Here is a 21,119-nt window from a genome sequence, read left to right on the forward strand (position 1 = left end):
ACTCCTCACTCGCCCTGGAACTTCGGTGCGCGGCGCTCGACGAACGCCTGGATGGCCTCGCCGACGTCCTCGCTGGGGAGGAACGCCGCGTTCCACGTCGCCACGTAGCGCAGACCTTCCGCGACGCGCTGCTCGCGCTGCTGGCCGAGTACGTCCTTGACGCCCTGCACGACCAGCGGCGGGTTGGCCGCGATCTCGGCGGCCAGCGCGCGGGCGGCGGCGAGCACGGCGTCCCGGTCGGGGTGGACGTCGTTGACGAGCCCGATGCGTTCGGCCCGGGCGGCGTCGATGTCCCGGCCGGTGAGGGCCAGCTCGCGGAGGTGCCCCTCACCGACGACCCCGGCGAGCCGGTGCAGGCTGCCGAGGTCGGCGACGATCGCGACCTTGACCTCGCGGAGGCTGAACTTCGCGTCGGCGCTGGCCAGCCGGATGTCGGCCGCGGCGACGACGTCGAGCGCGCCGCCGATGCACCAGCCGGCGATCGCGGCGATGACCGGTTTGCGGCATTCCGCGAGGCTGCTGACGGAGTTCTGCAGGTCGCGGATCTTGTCCAGGAAGTCGGTGCGCGGGCGGGCGAGGGCTCGGTCGGCGAGCAGGGGTGCCCAGGTGGGGGCCATGGCCGGGAGGTCGAGGCCGTAGGAGAAGTGCGGACCGCTGCCGGTGAGGACGACCGCGCGCACGGCCGGGTCGGCGTCGAGGGCGCGGAAGACCAGCGGAAGCTCCCGCCAGAAGTCCGGCCCCATGGCGTTGCCCTTCCCCGGCCCGAGGAGGGTCACCTCGGCGACGCCGTCCGCGACGTCGACGCGGAGTGAGACAAGATCGTCCATTGCGGTCATGCGCCCCATCCTCACCCACACGGTGTCCGTCAGGCCACTCCACGGACCGACGGGTTCTCACGCGCAGTATGTCCCACGGCTCCGAAGAGTTCGCCCGTTCGTGGCGGTGCCGGTTTGGCAGTCTGGGCGCGAGCGGGCGTTACCGTCCGTTTCCCACGGACAAGGAGGGGCGCATGACTCACGACAACGTGATGTCGACGCCGATCTTCGACGAACTGCTGCGCGAGATGGCCCAGCGGACGGACCCGCACACCCCACCCCCGTCAACAACCCCATCCGCCACCCCCACCACCCCCGAACCCCCGAAGCCCCCCACCAGACACCGCTACCGAGCCGACTGACCCCCGCGAGTCGTACCTTCCCGTCCCGCGAGTCGTACCTTCCCGTTGCGCGAGTCGTACCTTCCCGTCCCGCGAGTCCGATTTGTAAGGGCGGTCACGCTAGTCAACTTCAAACTGACGGTCTACTCTCATTTTCTAGTTCACTAGCGAATGGGGGTAAGCCTTCATGTCTGGATCGGATCCGCGGCGGTGGTGGGCGCTCGGCGCGCTCAGCCTCGTCGTTCTCGCCGTCGCGTTGCCCGCGACGATCCTCAGCGTCGCGTTGCCGACGCTCGCGTCCGCGCTGGACGCAACCGCCGCCGAGTTGCAGTGGTTCGTCTCCGCCTACACGCTCGTGCTCGCCGCGGGCGTCCTGCCCGGCGGGCTGCTCGGCGACCGGTTCGGGCGGAAGCGGATGCTGCTGGTCGCGCTCGTCGTGTACGCGGGCGGATCGGTGCTGGCCGCCGCGTCGACGTCACCCGGGATGTTCATCGCCGCGCAGGCGGTGCTCGGGTTCGGGGCGGCGCTGGTCGTGCCGCTCGTGCTCAGCGGGCTCACGGTGATGTTCACGCCCGAGGAACGGCCGCGCGCGGTCGGCATCTGGGCCACCGCCAACTTCGTCGCCCTGCCGCTCGGGCCGATCGTCGGCGGCTGGCTGCTGTCGAACTTCTGGTGGGGCTGGGTCTTCCTGATGAACCTGCCGATCATCGCGCTCGCGCTGGTCGCGGTGATCGTGCTGCTGCCGGAGTCGCGCAGCGAGACCCGCCCGGCGCTGGACCCGGTCGGCGTGGCCACGTCGAGCATCGGGCTCGGCGTGCTGACGTTCGGGCTGGTCAAGGCCGGGCAGGACGGCTGGGGGTCGGCCGGGGCGCTCGGCGGCATGCTCGGCGGACTTGCGCTGCTGGTGGCCTTCGGGCTCTGGGAGCGCGCGCTGGGCCGCCGCTCCCCCGGCCGCACGCTCGTCGACCTCTCGCTGTTCGCCTCGGCCAGGTTCACCTGGGGGACGATCCTCGCCGGGCTGGGGATCTTCGCCTTCTTCGGGCTGATGTTCGCCACGCCGCAGTACTTCCAGGCCGTGCTCGGCACCGACGCGATGGGCAGCGGGATCCGGCTGCTGCCGCTGCTCGGCGGGATGATGGTCGGGGCCGGGCTGGCGGACCGGGTGGCCGACCGGCTGGGCGCGAAGGTCACGGTCACCGCGGGTTTCGCGATCCTCGGGGCCGCGCTCGTCCTGGCCACCGCCACGTCGGCGACCAGCGGCTACGGGCTGGCGGCGGCCTGGATCGCGCTCGGCGGGCTCGGCGCGGGTCTCGCGCTGGCGACCGCGTCGTCGGCGGCGCTGGCCACGATCGACGCCGAACGCTCCGGGGTGGCCTCCGCGCTGATGCAGGCCGTGCAGAAGCTCGGCAGCCCGCTGTCCGCGGCGATCCTCGGCAGCGTGCTGAACGCGGGCTACGCCGACGGGCTCGACCTCACCGGGCTGCCGGGGCGGGCGGCCGACGCCGTTCGGGAGAGCGTGTACGCCGGCGTCGCCGCGGCCGACCGGCTCGGTTCGGCGCAGCTGCTGCTCGACGTGCGGAGCGCGTTCGTGGACGGGCTGGACCGGATGCTGTGGGTGTCGGCGGCGGTGGCCGTGGTCGGGGTGGTGTTGACGTTGCTGTTCCTGCCGGCGCGTGCCCCCCGGGTCGCCGCGGTGGAGGCCGAGCACGCAGAATCGGACCATGAGGTCGGCTTCCCAACCCAGCGCTGAACAGGTGCGGAAGACGGGCGGGTTGCGTGAGCGGAAGAAGGCCAGGACCAAGGCCGCCATCCAGCAGCACGCGATCCGCCTGTTCCGCGAGCAGGGCTACGCGGCGACGACGGTCGAGCAGATCGCCGAGGCCGCGGAGGTGTCGGCGAGCACGGTGTTCCGGTACTTCCCCACCAAGGAGGAGCTGGTCACCACCGACCTGGTCGACCCGATGATCTTCGCCGCGTTCCGCGTGCAGCCGCCGGAGCTGAGCCTGGTGGAGGCCTGGCGCCGGGCGCTGATCGAGTCGTTCCACGAGCTCACGGAGTCCCAGCTGGACACCGAGCGCGGGCGCGGCCTGCTGACCCTGTCGGTGCGCGAGCTGTGGGCGGCGTCGCTGACCAACATCACCGCGGGCCTGGACACGATGACGGCACTGAGCGCCGAACGCGTCGGCCGCGAGCCGACCGACGCGGAGGTCCGGAACGCGGTCGGCGCCCTGTTCGGGGTGCTGCTCATCGCCGTGCTCGACTGGTACAAGCACCAGGAAGGCGACTTCGTCGCGCACATCAACGCGGCACTCGACCAACTCGAGTCGGGGATCATGCTGTAGGGATGCGGCAGGCCGCGGTCAGGGTCGGGTAGCGGTGCGGGCCGCGGCGACCGCCGTCAGTGCGGCGACGAGCGCCCCGGCGCCGAGCGCCCAGCCCAGCACCTCGGCCTCGTCGGCCGACCACTCCGCGAGGGCGGTCAGCATCGACGCCTGCACCGCCGACAGGAGCAGCAGCGCGACCGCGGCCGCGAGCGGCGCCGACGGCCGCCTGGCCAGCGACGCCACCAGCACGAACGCCACCAGCACCGTGGCGATCACCGCGACCAGCGCGGGGCCGGTGACGTCACGCAGGGCGGTGGAGGTCATCAGCCAGTCGGTCGGCGTCAGCGGTGAGAGGGACAGCTGCAGCGCGTACCCGTGGGCGCCGCCGCCGAACTCGCCGACCATGACCTTCATCGGGAGGAACCCGGCGGCGGCGATGGCGACGGCGCCGACCGCCTGCCCGATCGCGGCGTGCGGCCCGAACGCGACCACGGCGGCCGGGATCGCGAGCAGGAGCAGCGGGAGCGTGAGCACCGCGACCAGCGCCCACTCGCTGGGGAAGTGACCGGGGTCGAACAGCAGCGAGCCGAGACAGGCGGCGGCCGAAGCGGCGAGCACGTAGGCCGCCGCCGCGTACACGCCGGGCCGAGGATGCCGCCGAACGAGCAGCCAGGCGAGCACACCGGCCACGACGAGGTCCACGACGCCGGTGAGCACGCGATCGGTGGTATTCAGCTCGATCCGCCCGCCGGTGAGCAGCCGGATCCACGGCGACGTCAGCGCCAACCCCAGCAAGGCGACGACCGCCGCCGCCGCGCCAGGAGTGCCGCGCGGGAGCCAGTACGCGAGCGCGCTCGCGCCGACCAGCACGAGCAGCGTGACCACCCCCTGCAGCCGCGCCTCCCACCCGAACACGGGCAACGCCACCACGACGAACGCCACCGCGGCGGCCGCGACGACCACCGCACAGGCGGCGGCGGAGGCCGCGTCGGAGGGGATGGGGGGTGGGTGGCCGACGTCGGTTGTTGTGGGCGGACGCGCGGCGTCGGCCGGGTCGGCGTCGGTGGCCGAGCGCACGGTGTCCGCCGGGCCGGCGTCGGTGGCGGGGTGCGCGGTGTCGGACGGGTCCTGGCCCGGCCGTTGTGTCGGCGCGGCTCGTACGGTCGCGGCGAGTGCGCGGCGGAACCGGTACGACCGGATCGCCGCCAGGGCCACCAGGGCGGTCGCCGTCGGGACCGCGACCAGGGCGACCTGGGTAGCGGTGGACCACTCGGACATGGGGTCGGTCAGCAGCAGCACCGGCGGCACGGTGAACAGCGACGCCGCCAGCACGCCGGCCGCCAGGTCACGCCGTGGCACCGCCAGCACCAGCACCACCACGGCCACCGCCAGCGCCCCCGCGACCACGACGGCCTGCGCGCCGCCGGTCAGGCCGCCGCTCGCACCGTCACCGGCCGCGCCGCCGAGTTGCGTGGTGCCCAGCGAGCCGAACGGTGACGCACCGGACCCGAACGCGAAGGACGCCGCCATCGCCGACGCCGCCGACGCGACCCGCGACCACGGCGACGCGGCGGGCGCACGCACCACGATCGCCACCAGCAACACGGCCACCACCAGCATCGTGACCGACACCGTGCCGGCGTCGACCTCGGCGGTCACGAGCAGCAGCACCGCCAGCATCGGCAGGATCGCGCCCGCGCCGGCCGCCCACGCCCGCGTCCCGGTCGACACCGCGGCGAGCAACGCGACCGCGGGAACGCCGTACACCAGCAGAACCACGGCCACCGGCGACGACGGCACCGCCGCGGTGAGCAGTGCGAGCCCGAGAAGGTACGCCCCGAGCACGGCGAACGACGTGCCGACGCCGAGCACGAGCCGGTGACCGAGGGCCAGCGGCAGCGGGTCGTCGGGGTACCGCCCCGCGCGGGTCACCGCCCAGCCGGCCACGACCAGCACCACCGCCAGCAGAACCCGGAGCCACGCCGAGGTCAGCACCGACGAGGCCCCCACCGCCCCGGCCCCGACCAGGAACGCGGCGACCACCACGACCGCCGCGGCGGCCGGCGCCGTCCTGGTGGCCGGCGTGTTCCGCGAGTACGACACCATGCGCTATTTCTAGCCGACCGCACCAGGCGGCACGCGTCGAACCGGCAGGTCAGGTGCGAACGAGTTCCAGGTCGGTCTGCACGAAGTCCTTACCGAGGCACAACAGCGGTTCGCCCGCGACGTAGGCGGTCGCATACGTAAGGCAGTCCCCGAAGTTCAGCGCCGCAGGATGGCGGCCCTTCCCGTACCGGGCGAAGGCGCTCTGCGCGACGTGCCAGTGGGCGTCGCCGAACGAGAGGATGTCCACCCTCCGCGACTGGAGGAAATTCGCCAGTAACGACCGACCGAAGTCTCCGACCTTCCCGGTGAGCACCATCGTCGTCTCGACGAGTGTCGGAGATCCGATCCGGCACACGGCGGCTTCGCCGATCGCTTTCTGAACGCGCTCGCTGTCCGGTTCGTCAACCATTGCCGCGACGATCGCGGAGGTATCGAGAATCATACGCCGTCCGGCCCGTAGCCGAGGATCTCCTCGCGTTCGGCCTTGGTTATCGGCTTGCCACGAACCTCCGGCGGAATGTGCGGCCAGATCTCCTCGCGGAGGAAGCGGACGAACTCGTCGCCCCTCTTCTTGGCATCGCGTTCCGCGACGAGGCGGTCGTGACGTTCCTGGAGGGCCGAGCGCACCGCGGCGGTCTTGCTCTCGCCGGTCAGTGCCGCGACCTCGGTGGCCAGCCGTTCGGCCTCCGGGTCCTTGATGTTCATCGCCATGGTGTAATTCTACCCAAGATGGTGTAATCCGCTACTTCACTCCGGCCGCGTCCATGCCGCGGAGTTCCTTCTTGAGGTCGGCGATCTCGTCGCGGAGGCGGGCGGCGAGTTCGAACTGGAGGTCGCGGGCGGCATTCATCATCTGGTCGGTGAGCTGTTGGACCAGGTCGGCCAGTTCGGAGCGGGCCATGGCGCCGACGTTCTCCTTGACGTACACGCCGGACGAGCGGCCGCCCGGTTCCCCCGCTGCGCGGCGGCCGCGGGAGGCGTTGCGGCCGGAACCGCCCACGGGGACGGCCTCGGTGTCGGAGTCGCCCGCCTCGTCGTAGACGCGGTCGAGGATGTCGGCGATCTTCTTGCGCAGCGGCTGCGGATCGAGGCCGCGTTCCTCGTTGTACGCGATCTGCTTGGCGCGCCTGCGGTTCGTCTCGTCGATGGCGTGCCGCATGGAGTCGGTGATGCGGTCGGCGTACATGTGGACCTGGCCCGACACGTTCCGGGCGGCGCGGCCGATCGTCTGCACCAGGCTCGTGCCGGAGCGGAGGAAGCCCTCCTTGTCGGCATCGAGGATCGCCACCAGGGAGACCTCGGGCAGGTCGAGACCCTCGCGCAGCAGGTTGATGCCGACCAGCACATCGAACTCGCCGAGGCGGAGCTGGCGCAGGAGCTCGACGCGACGCAGGGTATCGACTTCGGAGTGCAGGTAGCGGACGCGGATGCCCAGCTCAAGCAGGTAGTCGGTGAGGTCCTCGGCCATCTTCTTGGTCAGTGTGGTGACCAGGACGCGCTCGTCGCGCTCGGCGCGGACGCGGATCTCGTGCACCAGGTCGTCGATCTGACCCTCGGTGGGCTTGACGATGACCTCGGGGTCGACCAGTCCGGTCGGGCGGATGACCTGCTCGACGAACTCGCCGCCGGTCTGGCCCATCTCGTACGGGCCGGGCGTCGCCGACAGGTACACCGTCTGGCCGATGCGGTCCTGGAACTCCTCCCAGGTCAGCGGGCGGTTGTCCATCGCGGACGGCAGGCGGAAGCCGTGGTCGACGAGCGTCCGCTTCCGCGACATGTCGCCCTCGTACATGCCGCCGACCTGGGGCACCGTCACGTGCGACTCGTCGATGACCAGCAGGAAGTCCTCGGGGAAGTAGTCGAGCAGCGTCGCCGGCGCGGTGCCGGCGTCGCGCCAGTCGATGTGCCGGGAGTAGTTCTCGATGCCCGAACAGAACCCGACCTGGCGCATCATCTCGATGTCGTAGCTGGTGCGCATGCGCAGCCGCTGCGCCTCCAGCAGCTTGCCCTGCTTCTCCAGCTTCGCCAGCTGCTGTTCCAGCTCGGACTCGATGCCGCCGATCGCGCGTTCCATCCGCTCCGGACCGGCGACGTAGTGGGTGGCCGGCGAGATGCGCAGGGTGTCGACCTGCTTGACGATCTCGCCGGTGAGCGGGTGCAGGTAGTACAGCGCCTCGACCTCGTCGCCGAAGAACTCGATCCGGACCGCCAGTTCCTCGTAGGCCGGGATGATCTCCACCGTGTCGCCGCGCACCCGGAACGTGCCTCGGCTGAACGCCACGTCGTTGCGGGTGTACTGGGTGTCGACCAGCGCGCGCAGCAGCGTGTCCCGCTCGACCTCCTGACCGACCTGCAGGGCGATCGTGCGGTCGAGGTACTCCTGCGGGCTGCCGAGGCCGTAGATGCAGGACACCGACGCGACCACGATCACGTCCCGCCGGGACAGCAGGCTCCAGGTGGACGAGTGCCGCAGCCGCTCGACGTCCTCGTTGATCGAGGAGTCCTTCTCGATGTAGGTGTCGGTCTGCGGGACGTATGCCTCTGGCTGGTAGTAGTCGTAGTAGCTGACGAAGTACTCGACCGCGTTGTGCGGGAAGAACCCGCGCAGCTCGTTGGCCAGCTGGGCGGCGAGGGTCTTGTTCGGCGCGATCAGCAGCGTCGGCCGCTGCAGCCGCTCGATCAGCCAGGCGGTGGTCGCGGACTTGCCGGTGCCGGTGGCGCCGAGCAGCACGACGTCCTTCTCGCCTGCCTTGATCCGCCGCTCGAGCTCGTCGATCGCCGCCGGCTGGTCGCCGGCCGGGTCGTAGTCGCTGACCATGCGGAACCTGCCCTCGGTGCGGGGGATGTCACCGATGGGCCGGAACTCGGAGTTCGCCGTCACCATTGCCACGGACACGAGGCTACGCCCGACCACCGACAGAACGCGTTCGCCCAGGTCAGCAGTCGCAACAGTCACAGCACTCGCAGCAGTCGCCGCACGACTCGCGGGGCCTGCCGGACCACGGCCCGGGGAACGGGTCGCGGCAGCAGAACTGGCAGGTGCAGCACTGCCACATCGCGATCCCGCAGCCGGCCGCCGCGTTCCGTTCGCGTGCCGGGATCCGGAACCTGGGCAGCCACAGGCAGCCGCCGTCACCGTCCCGGACCTCCCGGCCCGCGGACCGGCCCCGCTTCCGGCTACCTGCGTGCGCGAACGCCCGGACCACCGCCTGTTCCAGTTCGTGCACCAGCAGCGCGTGCACGAGCGCGGCGTCGGTGAACACGCACTCCCGCAACGCGAGCCGCACGCCGAGCACCGCGTCGTCGCAGAGCCGGCGGGCTTCGGTGAGCGTGGTCCCGGTCGCGGTCAGCGGGTTCCACGCGCCGGTGCCGGTGTCCTCCGCCAGGTCCTCGACGGCGTCCACCAGGTGCACGACCCGCCCGAACAGCCGGCCGACCTCACCCAGCGGCTCGACGTTGCCAGGGCGTCCGGCCAGCACCGCGGTGTGCGCGCACGCCGCCGAAGTCGCCGACTCCGTCGGCTCGGTCACCACCAGCACCGAGTCGCCGGGACCCACCGAGGACTCGACCGAGGCCTGCCGGCCGACCGCGTCCACCAGCGGCGTGGTGTCGAAGCCGACCGAGTGCGCCGAGACGCCACCCTGGCGCGCCCAGCGGTCCGCCACCACCCGCGCGGCCCCCGCGACCGGCCGGCGGCCGAACACGCCGTCGCGGTCGTCGACGTGGTCACGGACCTTCGCCGACGCCAGGACCAGGGACGCGGCGGCGGCCAGCCGGGCTCCCTCGCCGACCGACACCGGGGCGGTGCGCATGCCGCGCAGCGGGCAGGGGCCGGCCACCCGCCTCGGCGAGCCGGCCGGCGACTGCGCCTCGACCAGGGCCGAGATGATCAGCCCGTCGTAGTTGGTCGCCGCGCGGGCGAACTGGCCGTGGTCGTCGCGCAGGGTCAGACACAGCCCGCACAGGTGTGCCCACCACGACGTCCGCAGCCGCTCCGACAGCCGGTGCCGACATGGCCTGATGATCCCGAACACGAGGGGCAAGGCTAGCGACGTGACAGGCTGGGCGGGTGCATTCGCCCAAGATCGAGCTCTACGACGTCGACGGCATGACCAACACCGATCCCAAGGGCTTCGTCCGGGCCGTCGACCACTACCGACGCACCGACTTCGGCCTGTACCTGGCGCGGCCGCTCGACGGGCACCCGAACATCGCCTACTTCCGCACGTGGCTGCTGCCGGAGCTCGGGCTCAAGGTCGGCCGCTGGGCCGCGCACCCCGGCCAGACGCTCGATCACGACGTGTACATCGACGTCGCCGACATCGAGACCGGGGCGGTCTGGCGCAGCGTCGACCTCTACCTGGACGTGCTCGTGCGCGACCGGGTGGACCTGCGGGTGCTCGACACCGACGAGGTGCTCGAGGCCCGCTCGGCCGGGCTGATCGACGACGCCGCCGCGCGGCGCGCGTTCGAGCGGACGTTCGCGGCGGTCGACGGGATCGCCGCCGCCGGGTACGACGTGGAGGCGTGGATCGCGGCCGTGTTCAAGGTCACGTTGACCTGGACCGACGTGCGTCAATAGGTAACAGCTGATCGGGGGGTTTGTTGACCTGATCGGTACCGCTGCGCACACGATTCGTGACATAACGAATCGAACCCAGCCCTCACACAACGCACGTCGGCGACTACTCTTCGGACGCGTGGGCACGGCGCTGAACCCCCAACTCGTCGACATCGTCGACACCTTCACGTCGTCGCGGAACTACGTCTCCACCGGCACCACCCGGCGCCTGCGCACGTGCCGCGTCGAGCGCTGGGGACTGCGCACCGAGTGCCCGACCCCGGAGGACCCGTTCCACGACGCCGAGGTCACCTGGCTGTTGCCCGAGCTGAACCTTCGGCTCACCCACCAGCGCCCCCGGTCCCGCCACGCCAAGCCCAACCCCAGCGTGCTGACCGCGGTGCGGGCGAGCAGCGACGGCCGCTACTGGAAGACCACCGACCTGCTGCTCGGTCTCGCCGCGCCCGGTGGCACCACGGCGCGGATCGTGCGCTGCGAGGAGTTCGCCGCCGCCGTCGCCGGCCGGGTGCTGCTCGTCGGGGACGCCGACCTGGCGCTCTGCACGGTGCACAAGACGCTCGAGGAGTTCAGCCGGCTGCGCCACGACCTGTCCGCCTGGCTCGCGCACAAGCACATCTTCGACGTCTGGCCGCCGTACGGAGCCCGATAGCCGACCGGGGGTCAACCGATCGGCTGATTCACGGCCCCACCGGAGCCGTGGCGAACCCTGTCCGGCCAGTCGATTCGCCGGCACCCCGGCCGGCGGCAGGCTCGGGGCATGGCAATCATCGAGGTGACCGACCTCGTCAAACGGTACGGGACACACACCGCCGTCGGCGGCGTGTCGTTCGCGGTGGAACCCGGGGAGATCTTCGGCATCCTGGGCCCGAACGGCGCCGGCAAGACCACGACCGTCGAGTGCGTCGAGGGTCTGCGCCGGCCGGACGGCGGCTCGATCCGGGTGTGCGGCATCGACCCGCAGCGTGACCGCGGCGAACTCACCCAACGGCTCGGCGCCCAGCTGCAGGCCAGCGAGCTGCCGGAGAAGCTCACGGTGCGCGAGGTGATGGAGCTCTACAGCTCCTTCTACCGCGCCCCGGCCGACTGGCGACGGCTGATCGAGATGCTCCGCCTGGAGGACAAACTCGGCACCCAGTTCCGCCGGCTCTCCGGCGGGCAGAAGCAGCGGCTGTCGATCGCGCTGGCGCTGGTCGGCGACCCCGAGGTGGCCGTGCTCGACGAGCTGACCACGGGCCTGGACCCGCAGGCCCGCCGCGACACCTGGGAGCTGATCGAGAGCATCCGCGATCGCGGGGTGACGGTCCTGCTGGTCACGCACTTCATGGAAGAGGCGGAACGGCTCTGCGACCGGCTCGCGCTGATCGACGCGGGCCGGGTCGTCGCGGTCGACAGCCCGGCGGGACTCGTCGCCACCGTGAACGACACGCAGCGGCTCCGGTTCAAGCCCTCGGCCCCGCTCGACCACGCGCTGCTGACCGAGCTGCCCGAGGTGACCGGCGTCGAGCGGGCCGGCACGCAGCTGGTGGTGACCGGCACCGGGAACGTGCTGCACGCGGTCACCACCGTGCTCGCCAGGAACCAGGTCATCGCCGCCGACCTGCGGGTCGAGCAGACCACGCTGGACGACGCCTTCGTCGCCCTGACCGGCCGCACCCTCGAGGAGACATCGTGAACGTCCTGTACCGGCTCACCGCGACCGAGACGAAGCTGTTCTTCCGGGAACCGACCGCGGTGTTCTTCGTGCTCGCCTTCCCGTCGCTGCTGCTGGTCATCCTGGGGTTCGTGCCCCCGTTCCGGGAGCCGAACCCGGACATCGGCGGGCTGCGGGTCATCGACCTGTACGCGCCGATCGTCATCACCATGGCGGTCGGCCTGCTCTCGCTCAACATGCTGCCGCAGCTGTTCGCCGCCTACCGGGAGAAGGGCATCCTGCGCCGGATGGCGACCACGCCGGTGCGGCCGTCGGCGCTGCTCGGCGCGCAGCTGGCCATGGCGGTGACCCTGTCGGTCGGCTCGGCGCTGCTGATCCTCGCCGTCGCCCGGCTCGGGTTCGACGTCGCGCTGCCCGACAACCTTGCCGTCTACCTGCTGATGTACGTGCTGTGCCTGCTGGCGATGCTGACCCTGGGCCTGCTGATCGGCTCGCTGGCGCCGACCGCCAAGGGCGCGGCGGCCATCGGTTCGATCCTGTTCTTCCCGGTGGTGTTCTTCGCCGGGCTGTGGCTGCCGAGGGAGCAGATGCCGGAGGTGCTGCGGCGGATCAGCGACTTCACGCCGCTCGGCGCGGGCGTGCAATCATTGCAGGACGCCACAGCCGGTCACTGGCCGCAACTGCTGCACGTCGCCGTCATGCTGGGGTGGACGATCGTGGCCGGCGCCCTGGCCGCACGGTACTTCCGCTGGGAATAGGGTCGTGAGGCACTTTCTGTCAACCTCCGCAACCGTCACCTCAGGGGAACGTGACGCAACCCAGCCACAAGTGCGCGACCAGGCCGAACCCGCACTCCCCAACGCGACCAACAGGGAAAAATCCGGCGAGGCGGAACTGCCATGAGCATCGAGGCCGAGCTGCGGGCGGAGTTCGACCGCTGGGAGCGCAAGGAGACCGCGGTCTTCAAGGCACTTCCGTACGTCCTGCTGACGGTCAGCGTCGTCATCACGTTGCTGCAGCCGATCTGGGACGCGCCGGTGCACCTGCCGGCGGTGCTCGGTCTCTCGATCGTGGTCGCGCTCTGGCTGTTCTGGTTCCACACGCTCCATCCGGAGTGGCACTCGAATCGCCCGCTGATGGGCCTGTACTACACGGGTCTGCTGGTGCTGATCGGCAGCCTGGTGGCCATCGCGCCATGGTTCGGCTTCCTCGCCTTCGTCGGCTACCCCCAGGCGTTCCAGTACCTGGACGGCCGCTGGCGCTACGTCGGCGTGGTCGGCACGGCGATGGTCACGTCGCAGGGGTACCTGGGCGGAGTCGTCAACGTCAGCGTCGAGAACATGTGGGGGGCCTGGCTGGCCGTCGGCGCGGTCACGTCGGTTTTGGCCAGCTCGTTCTTCTACTTCGCCGAGATGTCCGAGCACCGCAACGACCGGCAGAAGCAGGCGCTCGCCGAGCTGCACAAGGCCAACGTCAAGCTGGCGGCCGCGCTGGAGGAGAACGCGGGCCTGCACGCACAACTGCTCGTGCAGGCCCGCGAGGCGGGGGTGCTCGACGAGCGGCAGCGGATGGCCAGGGAGATCCACGACACGCTGGCCCAGGGACTCGCCGGAATCCTCACCCAGCTGCAGGCCGCGGAGCAGGTGCGCGACCGGTCGGACGTCTGGCAGCGGCACGTCGACACCGCGTCGACGCTGGCCAGGGAGAGCCTCGCCGAGGCGCGGCGTACGGTGCACGCCGTGGAGCCGGCGGCCCTGGAGACGGCCCGGCTGCCGGAGGCGATCGGCGAGATCGCGCGGAAGTGGGCGGCCGTGCACGACGTGCCGGCGGTGCTCACCACGACCGGCGACGCCCGGCCGATGCACCCGGAGGTCGAGGTCACGCTGCTGCGGACCGCGCAGGAGGCGCTGGCCAACATCGCCAAGCACGCGCGGGCGAGTCGCGTCGGCCTCACCCTGTCGTACATGGAGGACCTGGTGACCCTCGACGTACGCGACGACGGCGTCGGGTTCGAGCCGAACGGCGGGCGGATCAACGGCACCGCGACGGGCGGGGCGGGCGGGTTCGGGCTGACCGGCATGCGGCAGCGGGTCCGGCGGCTGGCCGGCCGGCTGGAGATCGAGTCCGAGCCGGGCGCCGGAACCGCGGTGTCCGCGACGGTGCCGGCGATCCCGGCGGAAGGTGCGACATGAGCGAGACGCCGGTCAGGGTGCTGATCGTCGATGATCACCCGATCGTGCGGGACGGGTTGCGGGGGATGTTCGCCGCCGATCCGCTGTTCGAGGTGGTCGGGGAGGCCGCGGACGGGGCCGAGGCGATCGCGGTCGGCGAGCGGTTGCGGCCGGACGTGATCCTGATGGATCTGCGGATGCCCGAGGTCGACGGGGTGACCGCGATCAGGGAGTTGAGCCGGCGCGGGGTCGAGTCCCGGGTGCTGGTGCTGACGACCTACGACACCGACAGCGACGTGCTGCCGGCGATCGAGGCCGGCGCGACCGGGTTCATGCTGAAGGACGCGCCGCGGGAGGAGCTGGTGCGGGCGGTGCGCGCGGCGGCGCGCGGGCAGGCGGCGCTCTCCCCCGCGGTCGCGACCCGGCTGATGGGGCAGATGCGCAAGCCGGCGGCCGAGCCGTTGTCGCAGCGGGAGCTGGAGGTGCTGGAACTGATCGCGCGCGGCTCGACGAACCGGGAGGCGGCCGAGCGGCTGTTCATCAGCGAGGCGACGGTGAAGACCCACCTGCTGCACGTGTACGCCAAGCTCGGGGTCAACGACCGCGCGGCCGCGGTGGCCACCGCGTTCGAGCGCGGTTACCTGACGCCACGGCGCTGACCTGGGGATACATTTCGTTGACCCGCTGATAAAGCGCGCTTATCGCTTTGTGGCGGCATTCCGGTCTTTTGTATACGTTGGGCGGCGTGTCAGCCACCTTGGACCGCTTCCGCCGGCCGTTGCGGAACCTGCGGATCTCGGTCACCGACAGGTGCAACCTGCGGTGCCGGTACTGCATGCCGGAGGCGGAGTACGTCTGGCTGCCCCGCAAGGACCTGCTGAGCTTCGAGGAGATCTCCGCGCTGGTCGACGTGTTCATGTCGCTAGGCGTGGACAAGGTGCGGATCACCGGTGGCGAGCCGCTGCTGCGCCACGACGTGCCGACGCTGGTCGGCATGCTGGCCGGCAAGCCGGGGCTGCGTGACCTGGCGATGACCACCAACGGGGTGCTGCTCGCCGACCACGTTGCGGCGTTGCGGGCGGCCGGGCTCGGCCGGGTCACGGTCAGCCTGGACACGCTGCGGGCGGACCGGTCCAAGACGCTGTCCCAGCGGAGCACGCACCCTCGGGTGCTGGCCGGGATCGCGTCGGTCGCGCCGGCCGGCTTCACCGGCACCAAGATCGACACGGTGGCGATGCGCGGGGTGAACGACGACGAGCTGGTCGACCTGATCGAGTACGGCCGGACGGTGCCGGCCGAGGTGCGGTTCATCGAGTACATGGACGTCGGCGGGGCCACCACGTGGTCACCGGACCTGGTGCTGTCGCGGGCGGACATGCTGGCCACGCTGCGCGACCACTACGGCGAGATCACTCCGCTGCGGAACACCGACGCCGCGCCGGCGGACCGGTTCGCGCTGCCGGACGGGACGACGTTCGGGATCGTCTCGTCGACCACGCAGCCGTTCTGCGCGACCTGTGACCGCAGCCGGCTGACCGCGGACGGCATGTGGTTCCGGTGCCTGTACGCGATGGAGGGCACGAACCTGCGCGACCCGCTGCGTGACGGCGCGTCGTTCGACGAGCTGCGCGAGCTGATCGGCGGGATCTGGTCGGCGCGGACCGATCAGGGCGCGGTCGACCGGCTGGCGGAGCGGGACCGGATGCCGTTCGTGCCGGTGGACGCGCTGCGGTCGAACCCCCACCTGGAGATGCACACCCGGGGCGGTTAGGGCGTCCAGCCGGTGCGCTGCGCCCAGTCTTCGGCGCGGGTGGCGGCCTGGTCGAACCAGGGCTCCTTGGCCTCGACGTAGCGGTCGATGTCGTCGTCGGCGCCGAACCGGTCGGCCAGGTGTTCCTTGAGGGCGCGGTACTCGGCGCGGGCGGACTCGTCGGCGCGGAGCCAGGCCGGGATCAGCAGGGCGAGCCGCCAACCGGGACTGCCCTCGGCCCGGACGTGCAGGTTGACGAGCCGGCCGGGGTCGGCCGACAGGTGCAGGCGCTTGGGCCACTGGGCGGGGTCGGGCGCGTAGGGCTTGGGGTTGTCCCGGTCGATGCGCGGGTGGCGGGGGAAGCCGGCCTGGGCGAGGGCGTCGGCGAGGTTGTCGGCCTGGTCCATGGAGTCGACGGTGAGCTGCAGGTCGACGACGTCCTTGGCGGGCAGGCCGGGGACGGCGGTGGAGCCGATGTGGTCGACGCGGGCGTCGAGGTCGCCGATCGCGGTGCGGACCCGGGCGGCGAGGCGGTCGGCCTGGGTGGGCCAGGTGGGGTCGGGCGGGACGAGGCGGGGGCCGCCGGAGCGGTTGTACTGGCCGAGGCGGATGTTGGCCTCGTAGCGGACGAGCCGGTCGGCCCAGAGCGCGTCGACGTCGGCGAGCACCTGGTCGACCGGGCCGCCGTTGTCGAGCCAGACGTCGGCGACGGCGCGGCGGGCTTGCTCGGTGGCCTGGGCGGCGATCCGGGCGCGGGTGTCGGCCTCGGACATGCCGCGGTCCCGGGTGACCCGCTCGACGCGGGTGTCGACCGGTGCGTCGACGACGATGACCAGGTGGTAGGCCGGGGCGAGGCCGTTCTCGACGAGCAGCGGGACGTCGTGCACGACGATGGCGTCGGCGGGGGCGGCGTTCATCAGCTCGGCGGTGCGCTCCCCGATCAGCGGGTGCACGATGCCGTTGAGGCGTTGGCGGGCGGCGTCGTCGGCGAACACGACGGTGGCGAGGGCGGCCCGATCGAGTGAGCCGGACCGGTCGAGGATGCCGGAGCCGAAGGCGTCGGCCAGTTGGGCGAGGCCGGGGGTGCCGGGCTCGACGACCTCCCGCGCGATCCGGTCCGCGTCGATGACGACGGCCCCGTGCTCGGCGAGCCGACCGGACACAGTGGATTTTCCGGAGCCGATTCCGCCGGTCAGGCCTACGCGCAGCATGTGGTCATTCTGGCAGGTTGATCTCCTGGGGCCGTGGCCAACCTGTTACGCGGGCGCTGGTGACACGCGTGCCGGGTTACGCGGAATCGGCTGGTCGATCCCTTACCGTGACCGCCAACCGTCACCCACATGGAGGAACCATGCGACGACGCGGCAGGCAGCAGGGCCCGGGGAGGCACCGGCTAGGCGCGCCCGGGCTACGGCACTGCCTGGAGTACCGCGCCGTCGCGGAGGCGTTGGCGGAGTACCGCCGCAACTGGTGGACAACGATCCTCGTACCGACGGCGAAGCACAGCCTGGCCGGCCTCCGCCGCCGCGCAGCCGCCGCGGCCGCCGACCGCGCCTGGGCGCCCGCCATCAGCTGACGCCCCGACCCCCCGCCACGCGCGGCAACGTAGGACTCGCGAAGCCCGCGAGTCGTACCTTCCGGACCCGCGAGTCGTACCTTCCGGTCCCGCGAGTCGTACCTTCCGGTCCCGCGAGTCGTACCTTCCGGGAACGTACGACTCGCGCAACGGGAACGTACGACTCGCCGGACGGGAACGTACGACTCGCGGGACGAGAACGTACGACTCGCGGGGGGTGTGGACATGGCGAGGGCCCCGCCGGTGACGGCGGGGCCCTCGAACTCGGGGTGGAACTCAGATGCCGCCGGAGAGCTTCTCGCGGAGGGCGGCGAGTTGCTCGTCGCTGGCGAGGGTGCCACCGGTCTTCTTCTGGGTGTCACCGCCGCCGGACGACGAGTAGTCGCTGGCTGCCTCGCCGGCCTCGGGGACGCCCTCGGCCTCGGCGTTCGCCTCAGCTTCGGCGGCCTTGGCGACCTGCTTCATGTGCTGCTCGTAGCGGGTGTGCGCCTCGGCGTACTGGCGCTCCCACTCCTCGCGCTGCTTGTCGAAGCCTTCCTGCCACTCCTGGGTGTCCGGGTCGAAGCCCTCGGGGTAGATGTAGTTCCCCTCGGCGTCGTACTCGGCGGCCATGCCGTACTGGGTCGGGTCGAACTCGGTCTCCGTGGTGAAGCCCTCGTTCGCCTGCTTCAGCGACAGCGAGATGCGGCGACGCTCCAGGTCGATGTCGATGACCTTGACCATCACGTCGTTGCCGACCTGCACGACCTGCTCCGGGATCTCCACGTGGCGCTCGGCCAGCTCGGAGATGTGCACCAGGCCCTCGATGCCCTCGTCCACCCGGACGAACGCGCCGAACGGCACCAGCTTGGTGACCTTGCCCGGCACGATCTGGCCGATCGCGTGGGTCCGGGCGAACTGGCGCCACGGGTCTTCCTGGGTGGCCTTCAGCGACAGGGACACGCGCTCGCGCTCCATGTCGACGTCGAGCACCTCGACGGTGACCTCCTGGCCCACCTCGACGACCTCGGACGGGTGGTCGATGTGCTTCCAGGACAGCTCCGAGACGTGCACCAGACCGTCGACGCCGCCGAGGTCCACGAACGCGCCGAAGTTGACGATCGAGGACACGACGCCCTTGCGGACCTGGCCGCGCTGCAGCTGGTTGAGGAACTCGCTGCGCACCTCGGACTGGGTCTGCTCCAGCCAGGCGCGGCGGGACAGGACCACGTTGTTGCGGTTCTTGTCCAGCTCGATGATCTTCGCCTCGAGCTCGCGGCCCACGTACGGCTGCAGGTCGCGCACGCGGCGCATCTCGACCAGCGACGCCGGCAGGAAGCCGCGCAGGCCGATGTCCAGGATCAGGCCGCCCTTGACGACCTCGATGACCGTGCCCTTGACCGGCTCGTCGCTCTCCTTGAGCGCCTCGATCGTGCCCCACGCCCGCTCGTACTGAGCGCGCTTCTTGGACAGGATCAGCCGGCCCTCCTTGTCCTCCTTCTGGAGAACCAGGGCCTCGACCTCATCACCGACCTGGACGACCTCGTTGGGATCGACGTCATGCTTGATCGACAACTCACGAGAGGGGATGACCCCCTCGGTCTTGTAGCCGATGTCGAGCAGGACCTCGTCCCGATCGACCTTCACGATGGTGCCCTCGACGATGTCGCCATCGTTGAAATACTTGATGGTCTTGTCGATGGCGGCGAGGAAGTCCTCACCCGTCCCGACGTCGTTGATGGCGATCTGCTGCTGCTTTGGCGCAGTGTCAGCCGGGACAGTGGTGGTGTCGGTGGACATTGGCTAGGTGGCTCCGGTACGGATTGGTTGAGAAGATGGGCAGTGTCTGCAGTTGTCTGTAATGCGTGCTCGTGCGCTACGGCATAGAACGCCGCGCGACCGACCCTGATTCCCAGCACGATGGACAGACGGCAGCGCTACACCACTGCGCCTCGGTATCCTACGTGGCCGCACGTCGGCCGGGCAAACCTGGGTCGCGGATCAGCACGCACGCGCACGAGGGGGAACGCATGTCGCTGTCATCATCCGGGTCATCATCCGGTCAGCCGGACACACCACCGGTCCGCACGGCGGAACAGCTGCTGGGCACGGTGGGCAGCGAGCGGCGGCCGGCGTCGTCGGCGGAGTCGGTCGCGGCCAACAGCGCGTGGTGGGACGCCGACGCCGACGACTACCACGCCGAGCACGGCGAGTTCCTCGGCGTGGCCGACTTCGTGTGGTGCCCGGAGGCGCTGCGCGAGGCCGACGCGCGCCTGCTCGGCGACGTCGCCGGGCGCGACGTGCTCGAGGTCGGCTGCGGGTCGGCGCCGTGCGCGCGGTGGCTGGCGGCCGAGGGTGCGCGGGTGGTCGGGCTGGACCTGTCGGCCGGGATGCTGCGCTACGCGGCCGCGGCGGGTGAGGCGACCGGGATCGAGGTGCCGCTGGTGCGGGCCAACGCCGAGCGGCTGCCGTTCGCGGACGGGTCGTTCGACGTCGCCTGCTCGGCGTTCGGCGCGGTGCCGTTCGTGTCGTCGTTGGACGCGGTGTTCGGCGAGGTGGCGCGGGTGCTGCGGCCGGGCGGGTCGTGGGTGTTCGCGGTGACGCACCCGATGCGCTGGATCTTCCCGGACGATCCAGGGCCGAACGGGCTGCGGGTGACCGGCTCGTACTTCGACCGCACGCCGTACGTCGAGGTCGACGCGGACGGCCGGGCGACCTATGTGGAGTACCACCGCACGCTCGGTGACTTCGTGCGCGCGCTGACCGGCGCCGGGCTGGCGATCGTCGACCTGGTGGAGCCGGAGTGGCCGGACGGGCTCACCGAGACGTGGGGCCAGTGGAGCCCGCTGCGCGGCGCGCTGTTCCCCGGCACGGTGATCTTCCGGTGCCGCGTCCCGTGAGCACCTCGGGGGCTTTGCTGACGGCCCAGGCGGGGCGGTTCGAGCGGCTGGATCCGGAGCTGCCGCCGGCCGAGTCGCCGCCGGACGGTGACGTGCTGACCGCCGCGCTGGCGGACGGGGACCGGGTGGCCGGCGTGCTCGTGCGGGAGCGGTGCGAGCCGGGGAGCGCGCCCAGCCTGTGGTCGGCGCTGGACGTGTGGGAGCTGCACCCGCTGCTGGGCGCCGCGGGCGGCGTTGGCATGGACGCCTTGCTGCGCGAGTGGCGCCGGGTCCTCGACCGGGTGACGCCCGGGCCCGACTCCGCCTGCCTGGTGATCTGGCCGAGCCGGGACGCCGAGGCGGTCCGGGCGTTGCTGGCGCACGGGTTCACGCCGCTGACGGCCCTCGCGGTGCGGCGGGAGCCGGCACCGCCCGGCGGACCCGACGGGCTCGCGGTGCGGCGGGCGACCGGGCGGGACCTCGAGGTGGTGCTCGAGCTGGAGCTGGCCGAGCTGGCGTACTCCGCGCTGGTGGGCGCCGCGATCGCGCGCCCGGACGCGCGGGCGGTCAAGCGGGCCACGCTGGCCAGGAACCTGGAGCGGGGCGACCCGGTGTGGCTCGCCGAGCGGGACGGGGTGGTGGTCGGGCTCGCGCACTGCCGGCTGCTGGACGTGCAACCCGGCTCGGCCGCCGGGGCCCGGCTGCCGGCGGGGCGGTGGGGGTACGTGAACTGCGTGTCGGTGCTGGCCGAGGCGCGCGGCGCGGGGATCGGGCGCGCGCTGGCGGCGGTCGCGCACCGGGAGCTGGCGGCGGCCGGCGCGACCGGCACGTTCCTGTACTACAACCCGCCGAACCCGCTGGCGTCGGTGTTCTGGGCCAGGCAGGGTTACCGTCCACTGTGGACGCTCTGGGAGCTGCGGCCGGCGGGCGCGCTGCGCTGAGTGG

Annotated in this window: 21 protein-coding genes; 13 read left to right on the top strand and 8 right to left on the bottom strand. The window is 71.6% G+C overall.

Going from position 1 to position 21,119, the window contains the following annotated elements; all coding sequences use genetic code 11:
- Positions 1 to 5 precede the first annotated feature (5 nt).
- The gene (locus JT362_RS28875; RefSeq protein WP_260194994.1) at positions 6 to 836 is read right to left on the bottom strand and encodes a crotonase/enoyl-CoA hydratase family protein; all 831 of its coding nucleotides are present in this window, start codon (positions 834 to 836) and stop codon (positions 6 to 8) included.
- Between the two features lie 173 nt (positions 837 to 1,009).
- On the opposite strand from JT362_RS28875, the gene JT362_RS28880 reads away from it, so the two are divergent.
- The 3 genes from JT362_RS28880 (at position 1,010) to JT362_RS28890 (ending at position 3,498) form a co-directional block, all read left to right on the top strand.
- Positions 1,010 to 1,177 carry a hypothetical protein gene (locus JT362_RS28880; protein WP_260194995.1) on the top strand — a complete coding sequence of 56 codons (168 nt, stop codon included), beginning with the start codon at positions 1,010 to 1,012 and terminating at the stop codon, positions 1,175 to 1,177.
- 166 nt (positions 1,178 to 1,343) lie between these two features.
- A complete protein-coding gene (locus JT362_RS28885; protein ID WP_260194996.1) occupies positions 1,344 to 2,906 on the top strand; it encodes an MFS transporter in 1,563 nt (520 codons plus the stop codon).
- Positions 2,878 to 3,498 (top strand): TetR/AcrR family transcriptional regulator, encoded by a 621-nt coding sequence (locus JT362_RS28890; RefSeq protein WP_260194997.1) that lies wholly within the window; start codon positions 2,878 to 2,880, stop codon positions 3,496 to 3,498. Before JT362_RS28885 ends, JT362_RS28890 begins: the two co-directional genes overlap by 29 nt.
- 18 nt (positions 3,499 to 3,516) lie before the next feature.
- On the opposite strand, the gene JT362_RS28895 is transcribed toward JT362_RS28890, so the two are convergent.
- From JT362_RS28895 to JT362_RS28915, 5 genes are read right to left on the bottom strand one after another with little or no spacing between them, the layout of a single operon-like run.
- Positions 3,517 to 5,586, bottom strand: a complete 2,070-nt coding sequence (locus JT362_RS28895) for a hypothetical protein (protein WP_260194998.1) — start codon at positions 5,584 to 5,586, stop codon at positions 3,517 to 3,519.
- Between the two features lie 49 nt (positions 5,587 to 5,635).
- Positions 5,636 to 6,028 carry a type II toxin-antitoxin system VapC family toxin gene (locus JT362_RS28900; protein ID WP_260194999.1) on the bottom strand — a complete coding sequence of 131 codons (393 nt, stop codon included), beginning with the start codon at positions 6,026 to 6,028 and terminating at the stop codon, positions 5,636 to 5,638.
- A complete protein-coding gene (locus tag JT362_RS28905; protein WP_260195000.1) occupies positions 6,025 to 6,297 on the bottom strand; it encodes a type II toxin-antitoxin system VapB family antitoxin in 273 nt (90 codons plus the stop codon). Before JT362_RS28905 ends, JT362_RS28900 begins: the two co-directional genes overlap by 4 nt.
- A 31-nt stretch (positions 6,298 to 6,328) precedes the next feature.
- The gene (gene uvrB / locus JT362_RS28910) at positions 6,329 to 8,470 is read right to left on the bottom strand and encodes an excinuclease ABC subunit UvrB (RefSeq protein WP_260195095.1); all 2,142 of its coding nucleotides are present in this window, start codon (positions 8,468 to 8,470) and stop codon (positions 6,329 to 6,331) included.
- Between the two features lie 52 nt (positions 8,471 to 8,522).
- Positions 8,523 to 9,620, bottom strand: coding sequence for a DUF5685 family protein (locus tag JT362_RS28915; protein WP_260195001.1), 1,098 nt, complete (start codon positions 9,618 to 9,620; stop codon positions 8,523 to 8,525).
- 35 nt (positions 9,621 to 9,655) lie between these two features.
- On the opposite strand from JT362_RS28915, the gene JT362_RS28920 reads away from it, so the two are divergent.
- From JT362_RS28920 to moaA, 7 genes are all read left to right on the top strand, one after another.
- A complete protein-coding gene (locus tag JT362_RS28920; RefSeq protein WP_260195002.1) occupies positions 9,656 to 10,168 on the top strand; it encodes a ribonuclease FAU-1 family protein in 513 nt (170 codons plus the stop codon).
- 118 nt (positions 10,169 to 10,286) lie between these two features.
- Entirely contained in the window at positions 10,287 to 10,817 is a 531-nt protein-coding gene (locus tag JT362_RS28925; protein ID WP_260195003.1) for a ribonuclease FAU-1 family protein, read from the top strand.
- 108 nt (positions 10,818 to 10,925) lie between these two features.
- Positions 10,926 to 11,840 carry an ABC transporter ATP-binding protein gene (locus tag JT362_RS28930; RefSeq protein ID WP_260195004.1) on the top strand — a complete coding sequence of 305 codons (915 nt, stop codon included), beginning with the start codon at positions 10,926 to 10,928 and terminating at the stop codon, positions 11,838 to 11,840.
- On the top strand, positions 11,837 to 12,577 hold the full coding sequence (locus tag JT362_RS28935) for an ABC transporter permease (protein WP_260195005.1): 741 nt from the start codon (positions 11,837 to 11,839) through the stop codon (positions 12,575 to 12,577). The genes JT362_RS28930 and JT362_RS28935 overlap by 4 nt, the downstream gene beginning before the upstream one ends.
- A 141-nt stretch (positions 12,578 to 12,718) precedes the next feature.
- Entirely contained in the window at positions 12,719 to 14,011 is a 1,293-nt protein-coding gene (locus JT362_RS28940) for a sensor histidine kinase (RefSeq protein ID WP_260195006.1), read from the top strand.
- Complete coding sequence (locus JT362_RS28945) at positions 14,008 to 14,649, top strand: response regulator (RefSeq protein WP_260195007.1); 642 nt, start codon at positions 14,008 to 14,010, stop codon at positions 14,647 to 14,649. Before JT362_RS28940 ends, JT362_RS28945 begins: the two co-directional genes overlap by 4 nt.
- Positions 14,650 to 14,735: 86 nt before the next feature.
- Positions 14,736 to 15,761 (top strand): GTP 3',8-cyclase MoaA, encoded by a 1,026-nt coding sequence (gene moaA / locus JT362_RS28950; protein WP_260195008.1) that lies wholly within the window; start codon positions 14,736 to 14,738, stop codon positions 15,759 to 15,761.
- Here moaA and coaE read toward each other — a convergent pair.
- Entirely contained in the window at positions 15,758 to 16,951 is a 1,194-nt protein-coding gene (coaE, locus tag JT362_RS28955) for a dephospho-CoA kinase (RefSeq protein WP_260195009.1), read from the bottom strand. The genes moaA and coaE overlap by 4 nt on opposite strands.
- 140 nt (positions 16,952 to 17,091) lie before the next feature.
- On the opposite strand from coaE, the gene JT362_RS28960 reads away from it, so the two are divergent.
- Positions 17,092 to 17,316: a hypothetical protein gene (locus JT362_RS28960; protein WP_260195010.1), complete on the top strand. Its 225-nt coding sequence runs from the start codon at positions 17,092 to 17,094 to the stop codon at positions 17,314 to 17,316.
- Between the two features lie 276 nt (positions 17,317 to 17,592).
- Here the strand turns inward: JT362_RS28960 and rpsA are convergent, their stop codons facing one another.
- On the bottom strand, positions 17,593 to 19,095 hold the full coding sequence (gene rpsA / locus JT362_RS28965) for a 30S ribosomal protein S1 (RefSeq protein ID WP_260195011.1): 1,503 nt from the start codon (positions 19,093 to 19,095) through the stop codon (positions 17,593 to 17,595).
- A gap of 230 nt (positions 19,096 to 19,325) precedes the next feature.
- Between rpsA and JT362_RS28970 the strand changes: the two genes are divergently transcribed.
- Both JT362_RS28970 and JT362_RS28975 read left to right on the top strand, forming a co-directional pair.
- The gene (locus JT362_RS28970; RefSeq protein ID WP_260195012.1) at positions 19,326 to 20,195 is read left to right on the top strand and encodes a class I SAM-dependent methyltransferase; all 870 of its coding nucleotides are present in this window, start codon (positions 19,326 to 19,328) and stop codon (positions 20,193 to 20,195) included.
- Entirely contained in the window at positions 20,180 to 21,115 is a 936-nt protein-coding gene (locus JT362_RS28975) for a GNAT family N-acetyltransferase (protein ID WP_260195013.1), read from the top strand. Before JT362_RS28970 ends, JT362_RS28975 begins: the two co-directional genes overlap by 16 nt.
- The last annotated feature ends 4 nt before the right edge of the window (positions 21,116 to 21,119 follow it).

It is taken from the genome of Actinophytocola gossypii, from assembly GCF_025165815.1.
GTDB lineage: Bacteria > Actinomycetota > Actinomycetes > Mycobacteriales > Pseudonocardiaceae > Actinophytocola > Actinophytocola gossypii.

Coding starts and splice junctions, on each gene's coding strand:
- JT362_RS28875 (WP_260194994.1), bottom strand. CDS start 836: ATGACCGCAATGGACGATCTTGTCTCACTCCGCGTCGACGTCGCGGAC.
- JT362_RS28880 (WP_260194995.1), top strand. CDS start 1,010: ATGACTCACGACAACGTGATGTCGACGCCGATCTTCGACGAACTGCTG.
- JT362_RS28885 (WP_260194996.1), top strand. CDS start 1,344: ATGTCTGGATCGGATCCGCGGCGGTGGTGGGCGCTCGGCGCGCTCAGC.
- JT362_RS28890 (WP_260194997.1), top strand. CDS start 2,878: ATGAGGTCGGCTTCCCAACCCAGCGCTGAACAGGTGCGGAAGACGGGC.
- JT362_RS28895 (WP_260194998.1), bottom strand. CDS start 5,586: ATGGTGTCGTACTCGCGGAACACGCCGGCCACCAGGACGGCGCCGGCC.
- JT362_RS28900 (WP_260194999.1), bottom strand. CDS start 6,028: ATGATTCTCGATACCTCCGCGATCGTCGCGGCAATGGTTGACGAACCG.
- JT362_RS28905 (WP_260195000.1), bottom strand. CDS start 6,297: ATGGCGATGAACATCAAGGACCCGGAGGCCGAACGGCTGGCCACCGAG.
- uvrB (WP_260195095.1), bottom strand. CDS start 8,470: ATGGTGACGGCGAACTCCGAGTTCCGGCCCATCGGTGACATCCCCCGC.
- JT362_RS28930 (WP_260195004.1), top strand. CDS start 10,926: ATGGCAATCATCGAGGTGACCGACCTCGTCAAACGGTACGGGACACAC.
- JT362_RS28940 (WP_260195006.1), top strand. CDS start 12,719: ATGAGCATCGAGGCCGAGCTGCGGGCGGAGTTCGACCGCTGGGAGCGC.
- JT362_RS28945 (WP_260195007.1), top strand. CDS start 14,008: ATGAGCGAGACGCCGGTCAGGGTGCTGATCGTCGATGATCACCCGATC.
- coaE (WP_260195009.1), bottom strand. CDS start 16,951: ATGCTGCGCGTAGGCCTGACCGGCGGAATCGGCTCCGGAAAATCCACT.
- JT362_RS28960 (WP_260195010.1), top strand. CDS start 17,092: ATGCGACGACGCGGCAGGCAGCAGGGCCCGGGGAGGCACCGGCTAGGC.
- rpsA (WP_260195011.1), bottom strand. CDS start 19,095: ATGTCCACCGACACCACCACTGTCCCGGCTGACACTGCGCCAAAGCAG.
- JT362_RS28970 (WP_260195012.1), top strand. CDS start 19,326: ATGTCGCTGTCATCATCCGGGTCATCATCCGGTCAGCCGGACACACCA.